The 26,755-nt window shown below is 70.9% G+C and carries 20 protein-coding genes and 2 CRISPR repeat arrays; of the genes, 10 read left to right on the top strand and 10 right to left on the bottom strand.

Annotation, left to right across the window (positions count from 1 at the left end):
- From ACZ6IM_RS38290 to ACZ6IM_RS38265, 6 genes are all read right to left on the bottom strand, one after another.
- Nucleotides 1-1,584 (bottom strand): type VI secretion protein, encoded by a 1,584-nt coding sequence (locus tag ACZ6IM_RS38290; protein WP_469563378.1) that lies wholly within the window; start codon nt 1,582-1,584, stop codon nt 1-3.
- A complete protein-coding gene (locus tag ACZ6IM_RS38285; RefSeq protein ID WP_469563375.1) occupies nt 1,584-3,137 on the bottom strand; it encodes a PrgI family protein in 1,554 nt (517 codons plus the stop codon). The genes ACZ6IM_RS38290 and ACZ6IM_RS38285 overlap by 1 nt, the downstream gene beginning before the upstream one ends.
- 3 nt (nt 3,138-3,140) lie before the next feature.
- Nucleotides 3,141-5,027, bottom strand: coding sequence for a hypothetical protein (locus tag ACZ6IM_RS38280; RefSeq protein ID WP_469563372.1), 1,887 nt, complete (start codon nt 5,025-5,027; stop codon nt 3,141-3,143).
- A gap of 67 nt (nt 5,028-5,094) precedes the next feature.
- Nucleotides 5,095-5,853 (bottom strand): hypothetical protein, encoded by a 759-nt coding sequence (locus ACZ6IM_RS38275; RefSeq protein WP_469563367.1) that lies wholly within the window; start codon nt 5,851-5,853, stop codon nt 5,095-5,097.
- 11 nt (nt 5,854-5,864) lie between these two features.
- Nucleotides 5,865-6,212: a hypothetical protein gene (locus ACZ6IM_RS38270; RefSeq protein WP_469563364.1), complete on the bottom strand. Its 348-nt coding sequence runs from the start codon at nt 6,210-6,212 to the stop codon at nt 5,865-5,867.
- A gap of 13 nt (nt 6,213-6,225) precedes the next feature.
- Nucleotides 6,226-7,218, bottom strand: a complete 993-nt coding sequence (locus tag ACZ6IM_RS38265; RefSeq protein ID WP_469563361.1) for a hypothetical protein — start codon at nt 7,216-7,218, stop codon at nt 6,226-6,228.
- Nucleotides 7,219-7,469: 251 nt separating this feature from the next.
- Between ACZ6IM_RS38265 and ACZ6IM_RS38260 the strand changes: the two genes are divergently transcribed.
- Both ACZ6IM_RS38260 and ACZ6IM_RS38255 read left to right on the top strand, forming a co-directional pair.
- Nucleotides 7,470-8,567, top strand: coding sequence for a C40 family peptidase (locus ACZ6IM_RS38260; RefSeq protein WP_469563358.1), 1,098 nt, complete (start codon nt 7,470-7,472; stop codon nt 8,565-8,567).
- Between the two features lie 29 nt (nt 8,568-8,596).
- The gene (locus tag ACZ6IM_RS38255; protein WP_469563355.1) at nt 8,597-9,166 is read left to right on the top strand and encodes a hypothetical protein; all 570 of its coding nucleotides are present in this window, start codon (nt 8,597-8,599) and stop codon (nt 9,164-9,166) included.
- Nucleotides 9,167-9,246: 80 nt separating this feature from the next.
- On the opposite strand, the gene ACZ6IM_RS38250 is transcribed toward ACZ6IM_RS38255, so the two are convergent.
- The 4 genes from ACZ6IM_RS38250 to ACZ6IM_RS38235 form a co-directional block, all read right to left on the bottom strand.
- A complete protein-coding gene (locus ACZ6IM_RS38250; RefSeq protein WP_469563352.1) occupies nt 9,247-9,828 on the bottom strand; it encodes a hypothetical protein in 582 nt (193 codons plus the stop codon).
- 440 nt (nt 9,829-10,268) lie between these two features.
- Entirely contained in the window at nt 10,269-10,829 is a 561-nt protein-coding gene (locus tag ACZ6IM_RS38245; RefSeq protein WP_469563350.1) for a GNAT family N-acetyltransferase, read from the bottom strand.
- A gap of 690 nt (nt 10,830-11,519) precedes the next feature.
- Complete coding sequence (locus tag ACZ6IM_RS38240; RefSeq protein WP_469563347.1) at nt 11,520-11,906, bottom strand: PIN domain-containing protein; 387 nt, start codon at nt 11,904-11,906, stop codon at nt 11,520-11,522.
- Entirely contained in the window at nt 11,903-12,175 is a 273-nt protein-coding gene (locus ACZ6IM_RS38235) for a hypothetical protein (RefSeq protein ID WP_052842461.1), read from the bottom strand. The genes ACZ6IM_RS38240 and ACZ6IM_RS38235 overlap by 4 nt, the downstream gene beginning before the upstream one ends.
- 842 nt (nt 12,176-13,017) lie before the next feature.
- Nucleotides 13,018-14,022: direct repeats of the CRISPR family, unit length 28 nt; unit sequence GAGCTACCCCCGCGGGTGCGGGGACGAC.
- 139 nt (nt 14,023-14,161) lie between these two features.
- Here ACZ6IM_RS38235 and cas3 point away from each other — a divergent pair.
- From cas3 to cas2e, 8 genes are all read left to right on the top strand, one after another.
- Nucleotides 14,162-17,098: a CRISPR-associated helicase Cas3' gene (gene cas3 / locus ACZ6IM_RS38230; RefSeq protein WP_469563343.1), complete on the top strand. Its 2,937-nt coding sequence runs from the start codon at nt 14,162-14,164 to the stop codon at nt 17,096-17,098.
- Nucleotides 17,099-17,431: 333 nt separating this feature from the next.
- Nucleotides 17,432-19,123, top strand: coding sequence for a type I-E CRISPR-associated protein Cse1/CasA (gene casA / locus ACZ6IM_RS38225; RefSeq protein WP_189285066.1), 1,692 nt, complete (start codon nt 17,432-17,434; stop codon nt 19,121-19,123).
- Complete coding sequence (gene casB / locus ACZ6IM_RS38220) at nt 19,120-20,319, top strand: type I-E CRISPR-associated protein Cse2/CasB (protein ID WP_469563340.1); 1,200 nt, start codon at nt 19,120-19,122, stop codon at nt 20,317-20,319. The genes casA and casB overlap by 4 nt, the downstream gene beginning before the upstream one ends.
- Nucleotides 20,320-20,440: 121 nt before the next feature.
- Entirely contained in the window at nt 20,441-21,619 is a 1,179-nt protein-coding gene (cas7e, locus tag ACZ6IM_RS38215; protein WP_469563338.1) for a type I-E CRISPR-associated protein Cas7/Cse4/CasC, read from the top strand.
- Nucleotides 21,616-22,407, top strand: a complete 792-nt coding sequence (gene cas5e, locus ACZ6IM_RS38210; RefSeq protein WP_210985174.1) for a type I-E CRISPR-associated protein Cas5/CasD — start codon at nt 21,616-21,618, stop codon at nt 22,405-22,407. The genes cas7e and cas5e overlap by 4 nt, the downstream gene beginning before the upstream one ends.
- A gap of 4 nt (nt 22,408-22,411) precedes the next feature.
- On the top strand, nt 22,412-23,197 hold the full coding sequence (gene cas6e, locus ACZ6IM_RS38205) for a type I-E CRISPR-associated protein Cas6/Cse3/CasE (protein WP_210985173.1): 786 nt from the start codon (nt 22,412-22,414) through the stop codon (nt 23,195-23,197).
- On the top strand, nt 23,190-24,155 hold the full coding sequence (cas1e, locus tag ACZ6IM_RS38200) for a type I-E CRISPR-associated endonuclease Cas1e (RefSeq protein ID WP_469563334.1): 966 nt from the start codon (nt 23,190-23,192) through the stop codon (nt 24,153-24,155). Before cas6e ends, cas1e begins: the two co-directional genes overlap by 8 nt.
- Complete coding sequence (cas2e, locus tag ACZ6IM_RS38195; protein ID WP_469563331.1) at nt 24,152-24,496, top strand: type I-E CRISPR-associated endoribonuclease Cas2e; 345 nt, start codon at nt 24,152-24,154, stop codon at nt 24,494-24,496. The genes cas1e and cas2e overlap by 4 nt, the downstream gene beginning before the upstream one ends.
- Nucleotides 24,497-24,517: 21 nt before the next feature.
- A CRISPR array of direct repeats spans nt 24,518-25,522; the repeat unit is 28 nt; unit sequence GTCGTCCCCGCGCCCGCGGGGGTTGCTC.
- Nucleotides 25,523-26,755: the final 1,233 nt, after the last annotated feature.

Raw genomic sequence — 26,755 nt, 5'->3', positions numbered from 1 at the left:
CTACATCACCATCTTCTCGTCGGTCTCGAACAGCCGTTCCTCGGTGTGGGAAAGCATCAGCTGTACGGCGTGCGAGCCCCCGCCGCGGCCGACCTTCCACAGGGCCCGCCCGCGCTGCCCGGCACCCCAGGAGCCGATCAGGTCGCACTCGGCGTCGGTCAGTCCGATCGCCTCGCGGGTGATGGCCAGCGGGCGGGTGTCCTGGGCGAGCTGGATGCGGGTCTCGCACGAGCTGATGAGGTCCTTGGCGATGTTGACGGCCTCGGATCCGGCGGCGCCGACGCCCTCGAAGTCGCTCAGGCGGTGGGTGGCGAGGAGCTGGATCGTGCCGGTCGCGCGGGACAGGCGCAGGTCGGCGTCGATCTTCCTGATCTGGGAGGCGCCGCCGGAGCGCATCTGCCGCCACAGTTCGTCGCGCACGACGATCCACGGCCGGTTGCCGGGCCGGTCGATGGCCGCCTGCGCCCAGGACGAGACGCAGGTGAGGACCATGGCCACGGTCTCGTCGCCGTACTGTTCGAGGGCGGAGACGTCGACGCTCTGGATCGGGGCGTCCCAGTCGAGGCCGATGCTGGTCCGGTCGTCGAAGAGTCCGGCGACATGGCCGTTGACCATGGCGCCGAGGGCGGAGCGGATGGTTTCCATCTGCTCGCGCGCCCGCTGCACCTCGCCGTCGCGCACGCGCAGTTCCGCGGCCATGGCGTCGGTGGGGTCGCGCAGTCTGTCGTAGACGAGCGGCAGCGTGGGGGTCTCCAGGCGCGTCTGCCCGTGGAGTTCGCCGGTGACCTCGCGCACGGCGACGTCGAGGGCTTCCTCCTCCTGCGGCAGCAGGGTGCGGCGCGTCTGCAGCTCCAGCAGGGCCTTGAGCAGGGTCAGCCGCCTGCGGTGGATCTCTCTGAGCCGGTTGTTCAGCTCGCCCGGGTCCGTGATGCCGTCCAGGCCGTGGCCGAGTGGTCCGGCGTCCAGCGGGTTGATGCGGCCGGGCAGGCCGGGGCCGAGCCGGACCGGTTCCGCCCCGAGGTGACGGCACAGAGCGGCGTACTCGCCCTTCACGTCGCCCGCGATCAGGGCCCGGTGGCCGAACGCCATCAGCCGGAAGCACAGCGCCTTGACGTGCGCGCTCTTCCCGCTGCCCGGGATGCCGGTGATCATCACGTTGGGGTTGGTGCACAGCCCTTCCTTCACCCACACCGCCGGGTGCGCGCTGAACGCCTCGGTGGTCAGGGTGTTCTGCCCGATGTACGCGCCGACCGGCGGCAGGGAGGCGGCGTGCAGGAACGGGTAGGCACCGGCAGCGTTGGCGGTGTCGGCACGGACGGCCTCGACGCGGGGCAGCGAGGCGGCACGCCCGGCGTACGGCTGCGCCCAGCCCTTCCGGGGCGCGACCCGCATGACCGTCCCGGGGTCCTCCAGCAGTCTCGCGTGCCGCTGGTCACGGACGCTCGGCGCGGTCGGCGACGCCGGTGCGGCAAGCCGGTCCAGGCCCGTGGCTTCGCCGAACTCGGTCTCCTTCAGCAAGGTGTCGCCAGCCTCACGGCGCCTGAACGACCCCGACCACGACGACAGCAACGAGGGCAGCGGCATCAGAATCCGATCCTCCGGTCCGGCAGCCCCTGCCCCAGCGGCAGCGCGGCGGCCGCGAAGCCGGCGTCCTGGGCGCCCCACATGCGCCGCAGCTCCAGTCCGGAGGCGGCGGCGTCCGCCTGCAGCTCTGCGCAGGCGGTTTCCAGTTCGCCCGGGTCGGTGACGGTGACGGCGAGCACCGCGGTCATCCGCACCACGCCCTGGCCCCCGGCGCGTGCGACGTCCTGGGCCCTGGCCTTCTGCGCCTCGAGCAGCTCGTCGGCGGACTCGTCCCGGCCGGTCTTGGCGCGCAGCTTGCGGGCGGACTCCCGTTTGGCCTTCTCACGGGCGAGGTCCTGCCGGGCCCGGCGCGGCCCGATCGGCTCGTAGACGAGGCTCAGGCTGCGCCGGGCGTTCTGCCGGGGCCGGAGCAACGGCTGCAGGAAGGTGGCGTACACGTCCGACTGCGGCCAGGTGCGGACCTGGTAGGAGACGGTCCACGCACCGTCGTGACGGTAGGTGCCCCAGTCGGCCTCGGCGTACGCCGGTCCCGCCAGTTCGGGGGCCACCCCGGGCTCGAGGCCCTGCCAGCCGGGTGCCTGTACGGCCGCGTTGCGAGTGGCGAGCATCAGCTGCGCCTCCGGGTCGTACGCGGTGCGCACCACCTGGGCCAGCGCACGCGGGGCAAGCCACTCGACGACCTGCAGGCTCGCCGAGGAGAGCGAGCCGTACATCGCGTGCAGCTCGCGCACCAGGACCGCGGCCGCGCCGGCCTGCCCGCCGCCGGCGCCCTTGACGGCCGTCCGGGCCCTGGACGCGGACAGGGTGACGGACAGATAGGTCTCGCGCGTCGTGGCAGCCGGGCCGGCGCCCTCCATCAACTCCGTGAGCGCGGCCACGGCCTCCTTGGGAGCGTCCGGCGCCAGGTGCCGGTCGGTCCAGGAGCGCAGCGCCGCGCCGTCGTCGGGCAGGCACCGCTGGTGCACGGCGATCCGGACGATCGGCGAGTCCTCGGTGCAGAAGCCACGCAGGAAACCCGCCCAGGCCGCGACCCGGGCGGTCTGCCGGTCGCTGTCGACGAGGGCGAGGCCGGGAAAGGTGATGCGGGCGACGGCCGTGTAGGTGTTCGCCACCGGGTCGTGGGCGACGCCCAGGTCACCGCCGAGGCCGCCGGGAGCCTCCAGGAAGCGGAGCCGGGCCAGCACACCCGGCAGGTCGGTGGGCTGCTGCCCGGACGTCCTCGAGCGGGGGGCGAAGGCCCCGGACTGGAAGATGTTGCGCCTGGTGGCCACGTTGATCTGATGCCTTACTGCGAGACCGATCCATTCCTCCGCGCTCAGCCCCAGGACTCTCCCGAAGGCGAGCGCGAAGCACACCACCGCCGGCGGCAGACACACGAACGCCGCCGTCCAGCTGCCCAGGTTGACCGGCGTGAGCAGCAGCACGCACCCACCCACGACCAGGGCGAAGCCGGCCCCGGAGAGCCGTCCCATGAATCCGCTGCGCTCGGACTGCCAGCCGCCGTACGTGACGGGGGCCGCGCCGGAACCGAAGCCGGTACGGGATCCGGTCATCGGCTATCCCTCCCTCGGTGACGGGACGTCGGTGCCGGGCGGGGCGGTACTCACCGGCGCGGTGCCCGGGCGCGGCTGCGGTGCGTGCTCCTGGGCGGCAGCCTGGAATGCCTGGGCGGCAGCCTGGAATGCCTGGGCGGTCTGAACGGCCGGGCCGGCCGGGGGCAGACTCGCCGTGTCCGGGCCGCGCGGCGGTACGACCACGTGACGGCCGCCGGGGGACGCGGAGTCGAGCCCCGCGTGCGCGGCGGTGTTGGCCATCCCGGACTCGAGGGTGTCCTTGCCCGCGGCCAGAACTTGCAGTCCCAGCCCGAGCGGTCCGGCCACCCGGGTACCGAGACGGCCCCCGGGCCCCTTGGCGCGGGCCTTGAGCGACTCGTTGGTCCAAAAGCCCCCGCCGCCGTGGGCGTTGGAACCACTCGCCTGGATCAAGGTGTTGTCACGCTCCAGCGCCCGGGTGTACGCGGGGCCCCCGCCGACGGCACCCGCGCCGCCGAGTTCCGGCCGGTAGCCGCCGCCCGTCGACGTGGCCGACGAGCCCAGAGAACTGATCAGCCCGCCCGCCGCAGCGGCGCCGGCACCGAGGGTCGAGAAGGTCATGAACTTCGCCAGGACGGGCCAGCAGAAGCAGGCCATCAGGAAGATGACGAGGCCCACGATGACGTTCTGCATCCCCTTGCCGTCGGCGATGGCGAAGAAGCCGATCGAGAAGCAGAACACGATCATCGGCTTCATCAGGATGAGCGCCAGCAGCGCGTCCCGGGCCTTGGGCCACCAGTCCTTGGTGGCGTCCGACATCTGCCCCACCAGCACGATCGGCATGGTGGCGACCAGGATCATGATTCCCGCCTGACGCAGGATCACCTCGATCCACAGCGCGCCGATGGCCAGGATGCACACGATGCCGATGACGATGACCACGGCGACGGCGGCCGCGGTGACGCCCTGGCCGGTGACCAGCGCCCCGCCCGCGGTGGCGGCCCCTCCCCCGCCCGTGATCAGGCCGCCGAACAACGTGCCGAACTGGGCCTTCATGGCCTCGTCCGCGCCGACGCCCTCACCGCCGTCGAAGGAGTAGTCGATGATCCAGGTGGAGATCGCGTCGGACAGCTCCAGCGCCGTCGTGGTGACGGTCCAGTACGCCGCGGTGATCAGGGCCCACTTCGCCAGGCCGAAGAGCGCCGTCGCCGCGTGCTCGCCGCGGTGGCTGACGGTCGTCTTCCCGAACTGCAGCAGCAGGAGGAACACCGCCAGGGCCGCGGACAACGCCGTGGCGATGCCCATCGGCTCCTTGACGCCGGTGTCGTCGAGGTCCACGCCGGAGGCGTCGTTGAAGACGTCGGCGAACTCCTCGAGCAGCCACACCACCGCGTTGCCGATGTACTGGGCGGCCTCTTCCAGGGCGTCCCGGGCCATCTCGGAGACTTGGTCACCGACCCAGCCGGAAAGAGTTTCCCCTCCGACCGGACCGAACCTCGCGTAGGCCCGGTCCTTACATGCCTCCAGTGGCTTGCCCTTGTCGACACATGCGCCGAGATACTCAAACCACTTGTCGAAGTCGGCCTGCTCGAGTTCTCCCTTCTTGACCAGCTCAACGTTGGTCTGCCGCCACTTCTCCAGCTTCTCCTCTTCGACCACCTTGCGTCCCGAGTCGCTGCACGCTCGGGGGTTGGAACAGATCTCGCCAGTCCCTGGCATCTCGCCTGCTTGAGGCAGTCGGCAGAGGTCCTCGTCGTCGATGTTGTAGTAGTCGCAGTAGTTGCCGTCGTCGTCGATGCCGCAGGTGTCGCCGAACTCCTCCGGGCATCCGCCTCCGTTGTCGCCCGGCCCGTGGTCGGCGTGGTATTCCGGTTTGTCGACGGCCAGCGTCATGGGCGCGGTGCTCAGCATGCAGCCGAAGCACACCAGGACGGCGGCCAGGAGAACGGAAAGACGTGCCGGTAAGGAATGCCGACACTCAGTCCACATGACTCACCTGCCGCCATCCGTCCAGCCAGGACACGTGCGAGTCAGGGTCGTAGGCACGAGGGAAGCTGCGCTTCTCGTGATACTCCGGCTCGTTGGTGAGCTTCCAGTCGCCGTCCTGCGCCTTGAGAATCAAATCGACGGTCTGATCCCTCAGCGGCTCGTCACCGGAGACGCCATCGGACTTCGTTGTGTACCGATCAAAATTGATCCAGATCTGTACGACCTTGCCGGTCTTGTCCAGTGACGTCGGGCGCACGGCATTGACCGTGGTGCTGAAGGTGATCCCGGCCGGGGTACCTCCGGACGGCGGAAGGCCAGCACTCTCACGCAGCCTGCGCACCTCGGATACCTGCTCGTCCACGTATCCTGCGGCTTCCGGGGTGACGATCGCCTCGAGCTGTTGACGAGCCTTCCGGTCGTCGAGGAAGGCGTACTCCTCCCAGAAGTGGACGGCGGTGGAGATCGCCCCGACCGGACCGTCGGAGAAGCCGGTGGACAGACCGTCCTTCTGTCCGGTGGGGACCTGAAGTTCGAGCTTGCGCGCCTTGTCCGGGGTCATCTCGGACTGCTCCGTGGTGCTCGGCTTCGAGGACACGGGCGCCGTCGCCTCCGGCTCCGACCCGCCTCCGCTGGAGTCGTCGCCGAGCACCACACCCGCGGTGACGCCACCTCCGACCAGCACCCCGACGGTAAGAACGCCGAGCCCGGCGAGGACGAGGCGGGCCTTGCGGGCCCTGCTGTCGCTCATCGACCCCGTCCTCACTTGCCCATGTTGTAGAACGTGGTCACCAGCGCCGCGGTCACGCCGATTCCACCGGCCCCGAACAGGCTCCACAGGATGGCCTGCTTGCCTCGCGCCGCGAGCGCGGCCCGTTCGCTGTTGTGCCCGACGGCGACGGCGGCCCAGCCGAGCAGGCCACCGAGGACGGCGGCGGCAAGGCCGAGTCCGGCGGTCCAGTTCAGGAGGGACTGGACCGGCTTGTCGACGTCCTTGGGCATCTCCGGGGTGACGTCGGGGACGGCGTCGGCGAGGAGGCCCACGTGCGGGTCGACGGCACCGGCGACCGTAGCGGTGACGGTGTGCACTGTGGCCAGGAACTGACTCATATCCGATTCCTCGTCAAGAAGCGGTGACGGCGGGGGTGTCGAGTGCAGGGGTGCCATAGCCCCCAGCGGCGGAGGGAACCGCAGTGGGGGCAGGGATGGCGGGGGTAGGTCGCGGGGCTGGTGTGACGGGGGCGGGTTGCGGAGCGTCTGGCAGCGGACCGCCCCAGGCGGCATGCGCCGCGGCCAGGACGGCCCCGGCGAGCCGGGTGCCGGCCTGCACGGTGCGCGAGCGCAGGCGGGTTGTGGCCAGGGCGTGCGCGTGGACATGCGGATCGTGGGGCACCTGCACCACCGCGGCGGTGCGGGAGGTGAGCATGGCCGCCCCGGCCCGCACCGCGACCGGAGGGCGGCCGTCTCCGGTCGCGACGAGGGCGACGACGGTGCGCCGGAGCGGCAGGCCCTCGGCGTGCAGGACCATGACCGCCTGCTGCAGGCTTCGCATGCCCTGGGCGGTGGCGGCCGCGCACAGGACGGGGATGGCGAACGGCAGGTCATACCAGCCGCGCGTCCGCCCGGTCTCACCGGCGCAGCGGGCGGCCAGGAGGTCGTGGGCGAGCGGGTGGATCGTGTCCGCGACCACGGCCTGCCAGCCGCCGATCGCCGCCAGTTGGTACCAGGCGGCGGGATTCTCGGGCAGTTCCAAGGGCCGTGTGTGCCACTCCTGCCCGTCGGACAGGAGGTGCCAGACCGCGTCGTCCGTATCCTCGCCGACGGCGCGCGTCCGCTGAACGACGCACGCCTGCTGAACCGCCGACCGCGTCAACGGCCGATCCGGTGGGAGCGCGGCCAGCCCGCCCGCCTGCTGGCCGGAGAGCAGAGCGGGCCAGGGGGAGGACAGCCGAGGCGCGAGATCCAGCACCACGGTGGAACCACTCGAGGCCAACCCGGCGCCGAGGAGTCTCGCGACCGTGGTACGTCCGCTGCCTCCGGTGGCGGCCATCACCGGCACCACCAAGCGCGCACTCACGGGCAGTTGCGGGACGGCGTCGGTCCGTGTGCGCAGCACCCTCTCCCCCTCCGCAGATTGAATTTGCAATAGTCAATTGACTACGCGGCCACCGCCGTCGCCACCCCGAAAGCGCACCCTACACGGACAACTGACCCATCCGGAAAGGCAGATGAAAGCATCACCCTGATGTGGTGAGATTGCGTAACGTCACGCCTCATCACGCTACGATTCCGCTAACGGCACCCGACAGGGAGTCTGAATTTCAGATTTGGGGGAGCAAATCTGCGGGCAGGTCAAGAGGGGGCGGCGTGACAGGCAAGTCGGTCCGGCGGGGCCTGCTGGCCCTCGGACTGGGATTCGTGATGACGCCGCTCGCGATGGGTCTGGGCGTGGTCCTGCTGATCTCCACGTTCGACGAGGACGGCGACGGCAGTGTCGGCAACCCGCTCGGAGGGCTGCGCATCGGCAAGGACGGGGTGCCAGTCCGGTACGCGCCGCTCATCCTCCAGGCAGCCGCCGACTGCGGCGAAGGCCTGTCCCCGGCGGTACTGGCCGCCCAGATCAAGCAGGAATCGGGCTTCGATCCCGAGGCGGGCCCCAGCGTTGCCGGCGCGAAGGGCATCGCGCAGTTCATGCCCGGCACCTGGGCCACCTGGGGGGTGGACGGCAACGGGGACGGCCGCAAGGACGTGTGGGACCCGGAGGACGCCATCCCGGCCCAGGGCCGGATGATGTGCTCCCTGCTGAAGAAGGGCAAGGCACACCCGCGCTACAACGGCTCGCCGATCGAGCTCGCCCTCGCCGGGTACAACGCCGGCTGGGGCCGGGTCGACCAGTACCAGGGCGTACCGCCGCCCTCGTTCGCCGGCGGCCAGACCTACCACTACGTGCAGAACATCATGCGAATGTCGGCCGACTTCGCCGCCCCGTCCGCGAGCAAGGACGGCACGCTGCCCGCTGGGTACGAACTGCCCGAGGGAACGCCGGAGAAGGTACGCGTGGCCGTGTCGTGGGCTCTGAAGCAGCGAGGCGGCCCGTACCGGCTGGGCGGCGACTGCACCGCCGCGCTGGGCAAGAACCCGGCCCACTGGTGCGACTGCTCCTCCTTGATGCAGCAGGCCTACCGGGCGGCCGGGGTGAGCATCCCGCGGACCACGTACGACCAGGTCGGCATCGGCACCAGGGTCGGTATCGACGCTCCCAAGCCGGGCGACCTGGTGTTCAACCCCGGGTCCGACGGCTCGGACGCCCGTCCCGGACACGTCGGCATGTACGTCGGCCAGGGCCTGATCATCGAGGCACCGCGTACCGGACTGAAGACCCGCCTGGTCACGTACGAAAGCTGGCGCAACAGCACCAGTCACCTGACCCGCATCACCGAGGTCCGCCGGGTGGTGGCCTGGTGAGCCCCGGACCACGGCAGGAGAGCCCGTCCATGCCCGAACCTCTCTACCGCCCCTGGGGAACGGTGACGCCGGAGTTCTGGGCCGCCCCCGAGCCCGGCGCCGCACCACCCCCACCCGGGCTGACTCCCGACATGCTGCGTGCCGGACTCGTCAAGGTCGCCGAGATCGCCCGGACCGGACACCTGCCGGATGCCGCCGGTCTCGCCGCCCGGATCGATCGGGACGCCACCGCCGAGTACGGCGAACTGCACCTGCACACGATCCAGGTCCGCGAGGTGCGCGGCTACCTCGCCGCCCTCGCCGGCGACCACGCGTCGGGCCTGTCCTGGTACCTGCACGCCGCGCAGCTGCGCGTCACCGTGCAGGGCCCGGGGCACCCCGACGTCGAGGCTGCCACCCGCCGCGCGTACAGCCTGTGGCGAGCCGTGCCGCCGGAGCCGGACCGCCAACGCCTGGGCGCCGCCCTCCTGACCGTCGCCACTGACATCCATGGCCCGGATTCCCCACTCGTTCACCACATCCGGGGGCGGCTGTACGACTTTGCGGTGCCTCTTCCTTCGTCTGCCGCAACTGCGGCTAGACAGTTGCACAACTCGTGATCCTTCTCGAGGGCAGCGCCGTCCGCCGCCGTAAGGGACCGCCGCTGGATAGGTGCCAGGCTGCCGTACCGTGCCTCTCCCTACAGGCCCGTCGACACAATGTCGGTGATCTTCACGGAGACCTTCGTGCCCGCCGACTTCGTGGTAAGGCTCGTCTCCGTGTAGTTCAGAGTCGTCTGGTCTGACAGTTCAGCCGTCTCGAGGATGGGCCCGGACTCGTCCCCCTTGATCTCGTAGGTGATCTCGTACACGGCGTCCGGGTCCAATTCGTCGCTGACGCCCACGTAGGACAGCTTGGGTTCCACTGTGAGGTTGCAGCCCGCTGATCCAAAGCACTGCCGACTGGTGGTACGGAGTTCGATGGTGAAGTCACCGACGGCCGGTTCCACGAAAGTGGGCTCGAGGTCGGGTTCCGGTTCGTCGTCGACAGTCGTGGCCATGTCGGCGGGAGCGCTGGATTCCGCGGCGGTCGCGGCGGGCTTGTTGTCATCGTTGGTGGCTTGGACGACGACGATGCCGGTGCCGATGACTGCGGCGATGACAGCTGCTGCCGCACCGATGACCACCCAGTTCTGAGGTCTCCTGGCTGGCCTCGGACCGTCCGGGGCTGGGGTCATGGGTTGGGGCTGGTGGTCGGGCATCGGCGGCAGGCTGTCGGTCACGTGTCCCCCCTGTGGCTGGCGTGTAGGGAGAATCATGCGCTGATGTGGAGTACTTGTGAAAGCTTGGTGTTGAGATCGTGATCAGACCTGGGCGCACGGAACTCGGATGTTGGAGGACGGAACTGACCCGCAGGTGCGGGAAGGGCGACAACAGCCACGCACTGACCTCGGTGTCCGACGAGCTACCCCCGCGAGTGCGGGGAAGACCTGCCGTCGACCTGCCTGGCCTACCGGTCGTAGGAGCTACCCCCGCGGGTGCGGGGACGACCAACAACGACGTGCCTGTCTGTAGGCACTTGTTTCGGCTCCAGCGGCGGGTCGCAGGGGACGTGTGCCGGTGTGATTCACGCCCCCGCAGTAACATGATCTGGCTCTACCTCGATAGAGGGCGGGTCGTCGGTAGGCTGCCGCAGCCGCACTCTGCTCCGGAGGCACAGCGTTCACTTGAGTTCGCTCATCGGGTGCAGTTGCGCAAACTCATCGGCGAGTATGCCCATGACGACGAGATCATGGTGCTGGCTGGCAAAGAACACGTGATCGCGCAGGCGCCCCTCCTCGGCGAAGCCGAGACGGCGATGCAGTGCCAACGACGCCTCGTTGTGAGCGAAGATCCGGGCTTCGCACTTGTGATAGCGCCGCTCGGCGAACATGAATCGCAGCAGCATCAGCACGGCTTCTATCGCGTAGCCCTTACGCCGGTACCCAACACCCATCGTGATGCCGTACTCGAACCGCCCCGCCCGCGGATCTGCGTAGTGAGAGCCGACAGCCCCGACGATCTGCCCCGTGCCCACGGCTTCCACCGCCAACGTGAAGCAGTCACCAAGGGGCTTCGCGACGGCCTGTTCCTTCGCCCAAGCCCGGAGTCCCTCGGCAGATCGGGGCGGATGCAGCAGGTCGCCCAACCGCTCCTCATCGATGGCGAAGCCCCCGAACGCCGTCCAGTCCTCGGGCTCAATCCCGCGCAGACGCACCCGCTTGCCAGTCCAGAACGAAGTCATCCCCTATTCGATCACGCCGAACGATGCGCGCACAGGCTCTCCTGCCCCTGGCCTGGACTGCCTTGTCATACCGGTGGCGCCGGATCAACTTCCTACGCCATGGAGCCGCGAAACGCTGGTGCTCCGTACCCAAAGAAGTGCTTACAAACAACGTGCCCTACGACCGGACCAAGAACGAGTTACCCCCGCGGGCGCGGGGACGGCCGGTCGGTCGGGCAGGCTCCGCCGTACCCGGGGAGCTACCCCCGCAGGTACCGGGACGACGCCCGAACCGGTCTTGCCCACCAGCGTCACGTGAAGCTACCACTGCGGGCGCGGAGATGACCCACCCGCCGCGCCTACAGCCTGTGGCGAGCCGTTCCGCCGGAGCCGGACCGCCAACGCCTGGGCGCCGCTCTGCTGACCGTCGCCACCGCCATCCACGGCCCCGGCTCCCCACTCGTCCACCACATCCGGAGGCGGCTGTACGAGTTTGCGGTGCCGCTCCCCGGAGGACGTCCGCCGGGCGACCGGGTCCACGTGGGGGTCGTCATCTCCGCGGGTGCGGGGAGCAGCGAAGGCCTGAGATGCTCGCCCGCCCCACGTTGGGGCCATCCCCGCGAGTGCGGGGAACAGACGAACCCGCGGGCGGAGTCCAGGGGGATGTGAATGGCTCGGCCGTACGGCTGACGCCGATGTGCTGCGGACCGCCTATCGATTGAGGTCGAGGACCGGGGCTTCGAGCCCGTCGTAGTCGGCGGGCGCGACCGTGGCGACGACGGCACCGTCGGGGCGGTCCAGCGTGGGCTGGGTGGCGTGTACGGCGGCCCCTACGCCGAAGGGGACGTTGCGGCGATACAGGTCGGCGACCGCGTGCGCCGTCGCATAGTCGGCGTCCAAGGTGTGCAGGACATCGAGGATGCCCAGGTAGTCGACGATCCCGGCCCGTTCACGCTCGGCCTCCAGCACGCACACGATGGGGACCCACAAACGCACCGTGGGATCCCCCGCGGCAATGTGGATGAGCCCGGAGACCTGCTTGTTGCCCCCCAGGGCAAGGAGTGTGCAACTGTCCAGGACGTAGTGCTCGACGATCACGCCGCCGTGCCCCGAACCCGAGCCTGCCCGGCGTTCTGCGCCTGCCGCATCCGCTCACGCAATGCGCCGGCTTCGTCGTCGCTGACCCTGTGCCCGAACTCTGCGGCCAAGAACGCGTCTGTGCGTTCGGCTCGCTCACGCAACTGCGCAGGAGTGAGCGCGGTCGCGGCGAACTCCTCGATCAACGCCCGCATCGACATATTCCTGGCCTCGGCCAGAGCGGCGAGCTTGTCGCGAGTCTCCGCACCGATCTTGATCGTCGTATCCACACCGGGAAGTATACCGCCATGAATACCTACGGGGTCGGGCGTCAGGGCAGTGATCTTCAGGAGGCCCTCACTTCGAGTAATCAGCCGTGAAACGAGCCGGTTCGTAGCAGCGGGTCCCCGCGGGTGCGGGGACCAGCGGTGCCGTTGCCGGAGCCACAGCTTTGACCTCAGGACCGTCCCCGCAGGTGCGGGGAGCAGAGCTCCTCCGAGCTGTATAACTGAGTGAAACGTCGGACCCCCGCGAATGCGGGGATGACATCTCCGGAGGCCCTGCGGTCCTGTGTGTCGGCGAGCTACCCCCGCGAGTGCGGGGATGACCTGACCCGAGCCTTCACCACCTTTACCAACCGCGAGCTACCCCCGCGGGGACGGGGACTACTGCGCCACCAGGACGTCGCGGAGCTGGTCCTTCGAACTATCCCCGCGGGTGCGGGGACGACGGCATGGAGCAGGTCGCATTCGACCTGAAGCAGGAGCTACCCCCGCGGGTGCGGGGACGACCCGGTGCCTCGGTCGCGGTCATGGTCATGGTCATGTGGAGAGCTACCCCGCAGGCGCGGGGACGACCTCGACCATGGCCACCTCGACTCGGTCGGCCTGGAGCTACCCCCGCGGGTGCAGAGACGACGGACAGTGGCAACTCTCCCAGGCCGCGGTCGACGAGCTACCCCCGCGGGTGCGGGGACGACTGCTGGATGATCGCCTCGACCGTGACCTTCTTCGAGCTACCCCCGCGGGTGCGGGAACTACGTGTCGGCGGCGCCGCGCATGTTCCGGGATCAGGAGCTACCCCGCGGGTGCGGGGACGACACTTCACGCCCCACGGTGCTGGGGGTCTCCTCGGAGCTACCCCCGCGGGTGCGGGGACGACGCTGACGATCTTTGCCTTCAGCGCGGCGACGACGAGCTACCCCCGCGGGTGCGGGGACGACGGCGACCCCGACGCCCTCCTCGACTCACGCACGGAGCTACCCCCGCGGGTGCGGGGACGACGCGCCGTAGACCGTGGCCGGGTCGTAGCCCGCGGAGCTACCCCCGCGGGTGCGGGGACGACGACTTCACGCGTGAACGGTTCACGCCCCGGCGAGAGCTACCCCCGCGGGTGCGGGGACGACAGCAGGTGCTGGAGGATGTCGGCGTCGAACGGGGAGCTACCCCCGCGGGTGCGGGGACGACACGACGACGCCGCCACCGACCGCGATGGTGCGCGAGCTACCCCCGCGGGTGCGGGGACGACAAATCCGCCAGCTTCAGCGTGTGGTTGGTCCGCGAGCTACCCCCGCGGGTGCGGGGACGACCTGCTGCAAGAAGGCTTCGGCGGCCCGGATCTCGAGCTACCCCCGCGGGTGCGGGGACGACGCGCGCCACCGAAGTTGTTCACGCTGCTCAAAAGAGCTACCCCCGCGGGTGCGGGGACGACTCCTGGTCGCGGGGTTCCTCGACCGCCTCCCAGGAGCTACCCCCGCGGGTGCGGGGACGACGCGGTCAGGGATTAGGCCCCCTGGCAGCTCCGCGAGCTACCCCCGCGGGTGCGGGGACGACCCGCACCAGGGAAGGAGCAAGATGAGCGAACTGGAGCTACCCCCGCGGGTGCGGGGACGACAGGGTGACCATTCACCGGTCACCCTTTTTCTGTGAGCTACCCCCGCGGGTGCGGGGACGACGGAGGGGCTCTCGCTCCTAGCGCGGGAGAATACGAGCTACCCCCGCGGGTGCGGGGACGACCCGCAACCGGGTCTGACCTGCGACGTTGCAAGGGAGCTACCCCCGCGGGTGCGGGGACGACGCCAGCCAGGCGGCTGACCCGGGCCAGGTGGGCGAGCTACCCCCGCGGGTGCGGGGACGACACTTCGTGAGCTGCGGTGATGTGAGCGAGGGTACCTGTTTTCCTTCACCTCGCTTCGGCCTCGGCAGGCATTGTCAGTGGCTCCGTTTACAGTGCCGGCACCAACTGGCTGCGAGCAGCCGAGTCTTCAGGGGGCGGGCGTGGAGGATGAGCGGTCGGTCGTCGAGTTGATGCGGTCGATGGGCCTGGCCGACGAGGTCATCACGCGGGTGTCGCGGTTGTGGGGGAAGTCGGCTGCGCGCAACGGTGGGCGGACGCATCTACTGCTGGGGCATCTGCTGGACACGGCTGCCGTGGCGGGGACGATGTGGGACCAGTACGTGTCGGCCGCGTTCCGGCGGCGGCTGGACGAGGTCAGCGGTGGCCGAGGGCGTGCGTGGTTCATGTGGGTGTGCGGCATCCACGACTGCGGTAAGGCGTGCCCGGCGTTCCAGGCCATGGACGCGGCCGAGGCCGCACCGGTGCTGGCGGCGGGACTGACGTGGGGGCGGCTACCGGCGGGCCGGGGCAAGCGGTGGCGTCATGACGTGGCCGGAGCGGTGCTGTTGCGGCCGCGGTTGGTCGCCGAGTGGGGCGACGAGAAGGCCGCCGGGTGGGTGTGGCCGTTGGTCGCCGGACACCACGGGGCGTTTCCGCCGGCCCGCGCTCTCGATCCGCCGCGCGGGGCCCAGGGTCGGGGCGCCGCCTGGGAGGAAGCCCAGCGGGCGGTCGTGGACGTCTTCACACGCGCTGTCGGCTTCGAGGAACTGGCGGATGTGCGGCCGGTCGGCTCACTGCGGAAGGCCGAGCAGCTGGCCTTGTCGGGTCTGATCGTGATGGCGGACTGGATCGCCAGCGACAGCAGCCACTTCGTCGGTCTGTCGGACGCCGACCTGGTCTCCTTCGCCTCGTCACGTAGCCGTGCGGAGGCGGCGTGGGAGCGGCTGCGGCTTCGCGGCGGTTGGCGGGACCTACCGCTGCCGGAGGATCCGCTGGAACCGCTGACCCGTCGGCTGGGTGTGCAGCCGCGAGCGTCGCAGCGGGAGTTGGTGGAGCGGGCATGGTCGATGCCGGCACCGGGGCTGCTGGTGGCCGAGGCCCCCATGGGCGAGGGAAAGACGAAGGCAGCGCTCGCGGCCGCCGAGATTCTGGCGGCGAGGTTCGGCCTCGACGGGGTGTTCGTGGCCATGCCGACACAGGCGACAAGCGACCCGATGTACGAGCAGGTGCTGCAGTGGGTGCGCTCCTTCGACCCGGAGCTCGAGTCCCAGGTGGCGCTCCTGCACGGCCGCCGGCGGTTCAACGCCTGGTGGCGGAGCATCTGGGCCGGGAAGCCGCGTCCCGACGGCGATGGATGCGGATGCCAGGGAGAGGGCCTCCTCGGCACGGAGGGCATGGCCGATGACGACTTCGGCGCGATCGACGAGGACGCCGAGTACGACATGGTGTCCGCTCACCCTTCGCCGGACCGGGCCGCCGGCCCCGAGCCAGACGGCCCGGCGTACTGGTTCCTGGACAACAAGCGCGGCCTGCTCACCGCGTTCGCAGTCGGTACGGTCGACCACCTGCTGCATGCGGCGACTCGCACCCGGCACGTGATGCTCCGGTTCGCCGGGCTGGCCGGGAAGGTCGTGGTCGTGGACGAGGTGCACGCCGCGGACATCTACATGCGGCAGTTCCTCGTCGAGGCGCTGCGCTGGCTGGGGCAGGTGGGGGTTCCCGTGGTGCTGCTGTCCGCGACCTTGCCCCCCGCTCAGCGGCAACGGTTCGTCGACGCCTATCTGTCCGGCGTACTCGGTACGGCGGACGTGCACCAGCGCGTGCCGGAGTCGGCCGGGTACCCGTGCGTCACAGTGGCCTACGGCACCGGTGGCCGGGCGGTGGCCGAGACGTCCCCGGAGGCGGTGCGGTCCTGGCGGGAGTCGGCGCCCGTGCGGCTGGCCTGGTTGCCCGACACGGATCCCGCTGGGACGCCGATCGCCGCGGCCGTGCGCAAGGCCGTCGCCGACGGCGGTGTCGCTCTGGTGGTGGTCAACCAGGTCGCCCGGGCTCAAGCGATCTACCGCGATCTGCAAAAAGGAGGCTTCGACGGCGTTCTGCACCTTCTGCACGCGCGGCTCTGCGCCGCCCACCGTGCGGACCGGACCGCGGAGTGCCTGCGTCAGATGGGACCGCAGGCCGGCGAGGACCGACCGGGGCGCATGGTGGTGATCGCCACCCAGCTCGCCGAGCAATCGTTCGACGCGGACGCCGACGTACTGATCACCGACCTGGCGCCCACCGACCTCCTGCTGCAGCGCATCGGCCGACTGCACCGACACAGTGGCACTCGCCGTCCCACCGCACACCGCGTACCTCAGGTGCTGGTCACCGGTGTGGCGCCCGAAAGGGACGGAACACCGCGGTTCCTGTACGCGTCGAAGCAGATCTACGGCGAGTGGTCACTGCTGCGGACGGCGGCCCTGGTCACGGAGGCCGCGGGCCCGCTCACGGACGGGGAGACGGGCGTGCCGGCGGCATCCGGATGGAGTATTCCCGCCGATGTGCCGGAGCTGGTGGCTCGCGCCTACGGTGACGCCGGGATCTGCCCGGCGGGTTGGAACGAGTCAGGTGCGTGGGAGCAGTGGCAGGCGAAGGAGCGGGAGCGGGAGAAGAACGCCGAGGAATTCCTGCTGTGCCGTCGGCGGGAGTGGGCCTTCCCGACCCTGGAGGGACTCCACTACGCCGGCAGCCGGGCCGCCTCCGAGGAACAGCTAGACGCCGTCGTCCGTGACGGTGACCCCTCCGTCGAAGTGGTCATCGTCCGGCGGGCCTCCAGCGGCTACCGGGGCATCGACGGAACCTGGCTCGGAACGCACGGCGAGGTGGACGACGACGAGGTGACCGACCGTCTGATCGGCGGCACCGTCCGCCTCCCCCCGGGGCTCACCGACGCCGCCCGGGCCGAGCTGAGCCCGCTTCCGGGGTGGACCGGACGGCCCTGGCTCCAGTACCGCCTGGCGCTCGTACTGGAGGAGGACGGCACGAGGCTGCTGGGCGCGGACCGGGTGTCGTACCACGACGTACTCGGGCTGGTCATCGAGCGGGAGGCCAGGTGAAGCGGCTGTGGAGCCGGGCCGGGACCGCCTCACCCCGCGCTGCGGGGACGACTTCTCGTGCTGAGCGAAGTACCAAGCGGGAACACCCCCGTGTACGGGGAGGGCGCCGACCCCACAAGCCGTGCGCAGGGTACCCACTGTCCGCCTGGATGGCTGTGCCAGCCGGTCACCTTCACCGAGTTTCCTCAACCCGCTTGAAGTAGCAAGCATTCGAGTGCCACCCTGTTGATGACCGGACGGAGCTAACTCCCTTAAAAAGAAACGGAGTTGACCCTCTCGGTCGGCACGTCTGGGGAGACGTGGCAATGCCAGTACATGGAGGGGGGAACCGCCATGGCCAGCGAGGGAGACCTCGTCCACGACGCATGGCTCACTGCCGTCACTCGTGACGGCAACCGGCAACCCGTCGGCTTGCTGAGCGCGTTGCGTGAATCGCACACCGTCCGGCGGATCGAGCTGCCGGTGCACACGATGCTGCCGGTGGTACTCCGGCAACTACTGCTGCCCGTGGTGATCGACGTCCTCGGGGCGCCTCGCACCCGGCAGGAGTGGGCGGAGCGGTTCCACCGCGGCCGCTTCTCGCAGGACGAGCAGGACCGTCTCGCGGACTACCTGAACGCCCGCTACGGGGACCGTTTCCGCCTGTTCGACGCGGAGCGCCCGTTCGCTCAGGTCGTCGGTCTTCAGGCGTTGAACGGGGAGACGAAGACGGCCGCTCAGCTGGTGCCGTCCATGGCGTCCGGCAACAACGTGCCCCTGTTCAGCGCGCTCAGCGAGGCCGACGAGCTGCTGCTGACACCGGGGGACGCTGCGCTGTGGCTGCTGCACGCGCACTGCTGGGACACGGCGTCGATCAAGACCGGTGCCGTGGGGGACCCGCAGGCTAAGAGCGGAAAAACGACCGGCAACCCAACCGGGCCGCTCGGCCAGTTCGGCGTGATCGTGCCCACCGGTCGGACCCTCTACGAGACGCTGCTGCTGAACACACCGATCCTGCCCGACGGCCTGGAGCCGGGAGACCGGCCGCAGTGGGCGTGGGACGAGCGTCCGGCCGGTCTGGGCTGCACGTCACCGGCCGGGGCCGCCTGGTCCGAGCGTCCGGCGTCCGGCCTGCTGGACCTGCTGACCTTCCAGGCCCGTCGTATCCGTCTGATCACCTGCGAGACGGAGCAGGGGCCGCGGGTCCACCGGGCGATCGTGTCGGCCGGCGACCGGCTGACGCAGACGCCCGAGATCGAGCCGCACACAGCGTGGCAGCACACCGCCAAACCGAAGAAGGGCCAGCCCCACCGGCGGCCCCGCCGGCCCACCTCGGGCCGCGCTGCCTGGCAGGGACTGGGAACACTGCTGTCGATGACGCTGCCCGCGCAGGGCGACGGCCCCTACACCTCGCTGCTGCTGCGCCAGATCGGGGACCTGCAGGTCCTCAGGGTGCTGTCCGAGCAGTACCCGCTGGGCGTCGAGACGTCCGGGCTCGAGTACGGCACACAGTCTGCCGTGGTGGAGAACGCCATCGGCGACGACCTGCCCCTGCCGGTGATGGCCCTGCTCGCTCAGGACGAATGGCTGCGCAAAGCCCTGCTGGAGTGCGTGGACCAGGCGGATCGGGTCGCCCGCGCCCTGGACGGTCTGAACAACGACCTTCGGCGTGCCTCCGGCGGTGATCCGCTGCCCCGTGACAAGGGGAGCCGGCCGTCCGCGCAGTTCCTGCACTCCCTCGACACGACCATGCGCCGGCTGCTCGCCGGGCTGCGGACCGTCGACGAGGACGACGAGGAGCTCCTGGAGCGCGCCCAGCTCGCGTGGGAGCAGTCCGTGCAGTTCGCCGCCGATCGGGAGGCGGACCTCCTGCTCGCGGCGGTCCCGCCGCGGGCCGTGGTGGGCCGCACGGTGAGGAACGGCGACAAGGAGTTCGTATACCGCAGTGGCAAGGCCGTCGGTGTCTTCCGGGCGAGGCTCGCCGAGATCCTGACCCGGATCGCCGAGGAACGCCGCGCCGAGCGCGAGGAGGGGGCCGCAGCATGACCACCACCAGCAGCGCTTCCGGCAGCACTCCCCCGGCGGGCCGGTCCCGGCCGTTCTTCTGGGAGGAGGCGGCCGACGACTGGCGGTCGGCGTACGAGGAAGGGCGGCGTCCGGAATTCTCCGAGTACGTGGCACGGAGCCTGAGGGCCCTGCGCGAGGGTGTCGGCCGGGAGGCCGGCACCGTCCCGGCCATGCGGTCCGTCCACCGGGTCTCCTTGCGGGACGACGGCGCCGACCGCCTCCCGGACCGCTACGTCGCTGAACACTGCACGCTCACCCTGTTCGGACTGCACCAGCACACCGCGTCCGAACCTGTCCACCGGCCGGGCGTCGGACTGGGCACCGCTTGTCTGCTGCTGCGCCGCAGCGAGGCACTGACGGAGGCCGCCGTGGAGCGACGGCTGATCGCGGCCGCGACCGCCCAGGACCTCCACGAGCTGGTGCAGCACCTCCAGCGGCTCGTGCCGCTCCTGCAGCAGGCGGGTGTCGGCCTGGACTACACCCGCCTGTTCCGTGAGATGACCGCGTGGCACGGACCGGACCGCGACCGGGTACTGCGAGCCTGGGGCCTGCAGTACACCGACCCCGGCACACCGGCCCCGGCCGAGGGGCAGGCCGACGAGGAGACCGGCGGCCAGGAACGGGCGCCGTACTGGGTGACGTTCGAGCCTGGCAGCCCGGACGCAGGGGCGGAGCTGGCCGCGCTGCGCTCGGGTACCGGCCGCGAGCCGGGCACGGTCGCTTCGATGTGGCCGTTCCACCGCACCCGCATGGCGTCCGAGTGGCGGAACAAGGGCTCCCTCACCCGGGACCTGGCGGCCGAGCACACCGCGCTCACCCTCTTCGCCCGCCACCAGCAGACGCACGACCGCCGGATGCACGTCACGGGCAACAGCCCGGGCACCGCCGTCGGGCTGCTCGCCCGGAAGGCGGCCACGGACAGCGAGGGCAAGGCCGCCACCGTGGCACTGGAGCGGCGCTTCGGCCATCTACTCACCTCCGCCGACGCCGACGAACTCGCCATGCACCTGCGGTCCTTCACCCCGCTGCTGAACCGAGCCGGAGTCGGACTCGACTACGACCTGCTCCGCACCGCTCTTCGGACCTGGGACGACCCCCGCCGCCCGCACGCCGTCGACCGCTTCCGGCAGCGATGGGACCGCGACTTCCACACCACCGTCACCGCGTCCTCCTGACGCCACCCGGGGACCGGCCGGCCACGGCTCCGTGCCATCGGTCGAGCAGCCCCGCCCACTTCAAGCCGTCTTCGACCGCGCCCCGTCCGAGCGGCGCCTCACGTCTTCAAGGAGTCATGCCATGAGCCGGCCCACCCTCTTCGTCGAGGTCCACATCCTGCAGAGCCTGCCGCCGTCCAACGTGAACCGGGACGACTCCGGCACCCCCAAGCAGGCCGTCTACGGCGGTGCCCGCCGCGCCCGCGTCTCCTCGCAGGCGTGGAAGCGCGCCACCCGTACCGAGTACGCCAAGCAGGTGCCCGAGGCCGACCGGGCCACCCGCACCAAGCGGATCGTCGGCCTGCTCGCCCAGCGCCTCGCCCGCCCCGTCACCGAGGGCGGCGCCGGACTGGAGACCGGTCCGGCGGACCGGCTGGCCGCCGCACTGCTGGAGCCGCTCGGCATCACCAAGTCGGCCAAGAAGGACGACCAGTCCGCCTACCTGCTGTTCTTCGGCAAGAAGCAGCTCGACGACCTGGTCCGTCTGCTCGACGGCCGAGCCGCCGAGCTCGCTGCCCTGCCCGACGACGACCTCAAGAACGAGGTGAAGAAGCTCCCCGTCGTCCAGACGCTGTCCACCGGGCACCCGGCCGAGGTCGCCTTGTTCGGCCGTATGGTCGCCGACCTGCCCGCCCTGAACGTGGACGCCTCCGTCCAGGTCGCGCACGCCCTGTCCACCCACGCCGTGCGCACCGAGTTCGACTACTACACCGCGGTCGACGACGAGAACACCGACGACCACGGCGCCGGCATGATCGGCACCGTCGAGTTCAACTCCTCCACCCTGTACCGCTACGCCGTCCTCGGCGTGCACCAGCTGCGTGACAACCTCAGCGACGCGGACGAGACGCGCCGGGCGGCCGTGCGGTTCGTCGACGCGTTCGCCCGCTCCATGCCGACTGGGCACCAGAACTCCTTCGCCCACCGCACCCTGCCCCATCTGGTGCTGCTCACCGTCCGGGCCGACCAGCCCGTGAACCTGGTCTCCGCCTACGAGGAACCCGTCACCGGCGTCACCGGCCTGGCCACGGAATCCGTTGTGCGGCTCGCCGACGAGCTCAAGGGGGTCGGCGAAACCTGGGGCGACAAGCCACTGCGGACCCTGGCCACCTACACCGCCGAAGGCGACAAGATCACCGAGGTCTTCGGTTCCTCTCTGCCCTTCCCCGTCCTGCTCGGCTCCGTCGACGCCCTGGTGGGACAGTGGCTCGCCGACGGCGAGACCGCGCCCGCCGGGACCGCGGAGGTCGGTGCCCGATGACCGGCACCGACCACGCCGTCCTCGTGATGCGGCTGGCCGCCCCGCTCCAGTCATGGGGCGGTCCGTCCCGTTACAACCAGCGCGAAACCCGCCCCCAGCCCACCAAGTCCGGCGTCCTCGGCCTCCTCGCCGCCGCCGAGGGCCGTAACCGCGAGGCCTCCCTCACCGACCTGGTCGGCCTGCAGCTCGGCGTCCGGGTGGACCAGCCCGGCACCCTGCTGCGGGACTACCACACCTACAGCGACTACCGCGGAGTGCCGCTGCTGTCGGCCAAGACCAACGCCAAGGGACAGCAGACCAGGACCACCCCGGCGAAGCACACAGGCGTCACCCGGCGCTTCTACCTCCAGGACGCCGTCTTCGTCGCCGCCCTCCGGGGCCCGAAGGCCCTGGTGCAGAGTCTCGAAGAAGCCGTCCGCAACCCCGTCTTCCCGCTCAGCCTCGGCCGCCGCTCCTGCCCGCCCACCGGACCCGTCAGCCTCGGACTGCGCACCGACTCCCCGCTGAAGGAAGCCTTGGAGGACGTGCCGTGGCAGGCCGGCAGCCACCGCCGCCGACAGGTTCAGGGGACCACCGTGTCCCTGGAAGCCACCATTGAGGACCCGGCCGGCGACCAGATCGCCCTCGATGTGCCCGACACCTACGACCTCAAGACCGGCACCCGGTTCGTCCGGCGCGACGTCCGCCACCTCTGGGTCACCATCCCCAGCGGCAGCGACCGGCCCGAGACGGAAACGGCCTCCGCCGGACAGCCCGACCACGACCCGTTCGCCCTCCTGGGCTGGTGACCGCATGCCCTACCTGTCGAAGATCGCGCTCAACCCGCGCCGCCGCGCCGCCACGGCGCTCCTCTCCAGCCCACACCGTCTGCACGCCTCCATCCTGTCCGGACTGGCCGTCCAGCCCGTCGCCGAACGCGTTCTGTGGCGCCTGGAGAGCAATACTCCGCACCGCGCGGACATCCTCGTCCTGACCGAGAGCCGCCCTTCCTGGGCCCACCTCGTCGACGAAGCCGGCTGGCCGGGCGCCGACGGAGGCAATCCACTTATCGCCGACTACACACCACTGCTGGAACGCCTCGTCCGGGGACGCGAGTTCGGCTTCCGTCTCACCGCAAACCCGGTCCGCAACGCCCTTCAGCCCAACAAACCAAGCGAACAGCAGGCCGCACGCCTGAAAGAAGGAGCCGACAACGGCGGTCGACCTCGCGGCGCGCGGGTCGCCCACCGCACCGCCGCGCAGCAGCTCGAGTGGCTCCTCAAACGGTGTGAGCGCCACGGTTTCACCGTCCCCGACGCCACCGTCGCGTCTTTCGCCCCCGGCCTGCAGAACCGGGGCGAAGACCTCTCCGCCGGACCGGCGGTGACCATCGTCGCCCGTGACATCCTCCGCTTCCGCAAGGGCTCCGCCGGTCCACGCGTCACTCTGTCCACCGCCACCTTCGAGGGACGCCTTCACGTGACCGACCCCGACGCGTTGCGCGCCACCCTCCTGGGCGGCATCGGCCCAGCGAAGGGATACGGGCAGGGCCTGCTCACCCTCGCCCCACTCCGAACCACCGAGGCGAACCATGGCTGAACCCTGGTGGCGGACCGGACCGCAGGACGTGCACAGGCTGGAGGACCGCATCTCCAGCCTGTATGCCGAGCGCTGCCACATCGACCGGGACGACAACGCCATCGTCCTGGTCAACAAAGTGCGCACCGTCCACGTCCCGGCCGCCTGGCTCGCCGTCCTCCTCATCGGCCCCGGCAGCCGCGTCACCCACCCCGCCGTCACCCTGCTCGCCGACTCCGGCACCGCCGTGTGTTGGGTCGGCGAGCAGGGCGTACGCCTGTACGCCACCGGCACCAGCACGGCGCGCGGCTCCCAGCTCCAGCTCCGCCAGGCCTGGCTGGTCACCCGTCCCAAGGAGCGCGTCGCCGTCGCCCGCCGCATGTACGACATGCGTTTCCCCGGCGAGAACACCACCGGCCTCACCCTCCAGCAACTCCGCGGCCGCGAGGGCACCCGCATCCGCAAGCTCTACGCCCACCACGCCGAACGCACCGGAGTGCCTTGGACCAAACGCGACTACAAACCGGGTGACGCCTTCGCCGCCGGCGACGACGTCAACCGGCTCCTGTCCGCCGCCAACTCGGCTCTCTACGGCATTTGCCACGCCGCGATCACCGGCCTGGGCACCAGCCCCGCCCTCGGCTTCGTCCACACTGGCAACGCCCTCTCCTTCGTCCTGGACATCGCCGACCTCTACAAGGCCGAGTTCACCATCCCCCTCGCCTTCGACCTCGTCGCACAGGGCCTCACCTCGGAACGCGACGCGCGTACCGCCCTGCGGGACGCCGCCGTACGAGGCAAACTCCTGCCCCGCGTCGTCGCCGACATCAAGCAGCTCCTCGTGCCCGACGGCGGCGACCTGCCGGACGAGGACCTCGGTGCCCTCTGGGACGACGGCGACAGCATCGTCAGCGGCGGCCGAAACTGGAGCGCCACGCACCACCTCGACATCATCCCTGACCCTACGGCGGCCCCGTGAGCGCCGGGACCACAGTGGTCGTGCTCATCGCGGCCCCGCCCGGGCTCCGGGGACACCTCACCCGCTGGTTCGTCGAAGTGGCCGCCGGTGTCTTCGTCGGCAACCCCAACCCACGCATCCGCGACCGCCTCTGGACCGTCCTCGCCGAACGCATCCACGACGGCCAAGCCGTCATGATCGAACCGGCGGCCACGGAACAGGGTTGGTCAGCCCGCACAGCCGGCCGCGACCGCTGGACCCCCGTCGACTTCGACGGCCTGACCCTCATGGCCCGCCCCCGCCAGAACGGACAATCTTGGCGGCCTGCGAACGAGGCAAAGGAAAATGACATGATCACCTGACAACGCCGCAGGTCATGAAGTGTCGTCCCCGCGCCCGCGGGGGTTGCTCACACACAATCACTCCGAAGACCCTGACCAGGTGGTCGTCCCCGCGCCCGCGGGGGTTGCTCACCCCCCTTCGGCGCTTTGGCCTGCATATTTCTTGTCGTCCCCGCGCCCGCGGGGGTTGCTCGCGATGCGACGGCATCGCCACATCGGCCCGCCAGTCGTCCCCGCGCCCGCGGGGGTTGCTCGAACTTCCTGGGCTGCAAGGTGACCGGTGCGGAGTCGTCCCCGCGCCCGCGGGGGTTGCTCCGAAACCCTGCCGGGGGCGGACATTCGTGGGAAGTCGTCCCCGCGCCCGCGGGGGTTGCTCGAAGGATGGCGACAGCGGCAGTGGCGGCGACGGGTCGTCCCCGCGCCCGCGGGGGTTGCTCCGACGAGCCGATGGACTGGAAGGTCCCCATCGCGTCGTCCCCGCGCCCGCGGGGGTTGCTCCGCCGAGCTGTACATGACCGGCGCGGCCGGCGGGTCGTCCCCGCGCCCGCGGGGGTTGCTCCTACGCCGCGCTGCACGCCTCCCGGTACCCGAAGTCGTCCCCGCGCCCGCGGGGGTTGCTCATGGCGTCGGCCGGTAGCTCCGTGACGGGATCGGTCGTCCCCGCGCCCGCGGGGGTTGCTCCCCGAAGCACGCCCGAGACACAGCGCAGGGTCGGTCGTCCCCGCGCCCGCGGGGGTTGCTCCAGCAGCGCGGATCCGGCGGTGGTGACCCGTTGGTCGTCCCCGCGCCCGCGGGGGTTGCTCCTGTATGGGGCTTTCCGGCTGGTCACGGAGGGCGTCGTCCCCGCGCCCGCGGGGGTTGCTCGCGTGGTGGCGGCAGCCGTCTGCTCCGCAGCCTGTCGTCCCCGCGCCCGCGGGGGTTGCTCCGGCGACGTCGAGCGTGCCGGACGCGGTGCCCAGTCGTCCCCGCGCCCGCGGGGGTTGCTCGCGACTCACCGCCGCTCTGTTCCTCACCGCGGCGTCGTCCCCGCGCCCGCGGGGGTTGCTCCGGCTCCTGCGACCGTACGGCAGCGTTCCCCGGGTCGTCCCCGCGCCGCGGGGGTTGCTCCTTGAGCAGGGGGCCGAGCAGACCGGGGATCATGTCGTCCCCGCGCCCGCGGGGGTTGCTCGACAGGAGCGTCGGCCGGGCTGTGGGCCGGGCCGTCGTCCCCGCGCCCGCGGGGGTTGCTCCGGCCCGGTTGACGCCCTCCGCAGCCTTCTGCCGTCGTCCCCCGCGCCCGCGGGGGTTGCTCCAGGTTGAGGATGCGGAGCTGGTGGCCCGAGAGGTCGTCCCCGCGCCCGCGGGGGGTTGCTCGCTGGAGCTGGACGCGCGGGACGCGGACCCGGGGTGTCGTCCCCGCGCCCGCGGGGGTTGCTCCTGCGCGATCATGAGCCCTTACGGCGTCACGGTGTCGTCCCCGCGCCCGCGGGGGTTGCTCTCCTTGGGTTTACTCGCCCGGGTCGGCCCCGCCGTCGTCCCCGCGCCCCCGCGGGGGTTGCTCCCTCGGCATCCTGGTGTTCGTGTGCATGGCTCCGTCGTCCCCGCGCCCGCGGGGGTTGCTCCGCAGCGACCGCCGGGGCGGTGTCCAGGCGGCCGTCGTCCCCGCGCCCGCGGGGGTTGCTCCTTCGCGACCGAGAACACCCGCCGGTTCGTCACGTCGTCCCCGCACCCGCGGGGATGGCCCCGTGTCGACGTGGTACTCGGCGCCGTCGGCTTCCTGCTCCCCGCACCCGCGGGGATGGCCCCGCCCCCAAGCAGGTGTCGACAGCTCTCGTCGGCTGCTCCCCGCACCCGCGGGGATGGTCCTTGCATGGTGCTCACGGAGGGGTTCGACGCTCCCTGCTCCCGCGGGGACGGTCCCGAGAGCGGGAGCCCGAAGGCTCCCGCAACAGACTGCTCCCCGCACCCGCCGGGATGGTCCCCGCCGTACCCCCGCCGTCGCCGTGCTGAGCCGCTGCTCCCCGCACCCGCGGGGATGGTCCCTCGGCGTGAACCCTCAAACCGTTCGCCTCGCCCTGCTCCCCACACCCGCGGGGATGGTCCCATGGCGGGGTCGCCGAACTTCCGCTTCTCGTGCTGCTCCCCACACCCGCGGAGATGGTCCCCACCCGGTCCTGACGGCCCAGCCCAACCCGGTCTGCCCCCCCCCGAGGCTGCTATATCGAGTCAAGCGGTTCGGAGGAGGTCGTCGGGGTTCGACCTGAGCGTTCGAGGATCTTGAACAGCTGGCGGCAGATGGCT

It is taken from the genome of Streptomyces sp. NPDC042336 (genome assembly GCF_055581985.1).
Note: the sequence above shows the minus strand (reverse complement) of the source record. Positions and strands in the feature narration are given on the sequence as shown.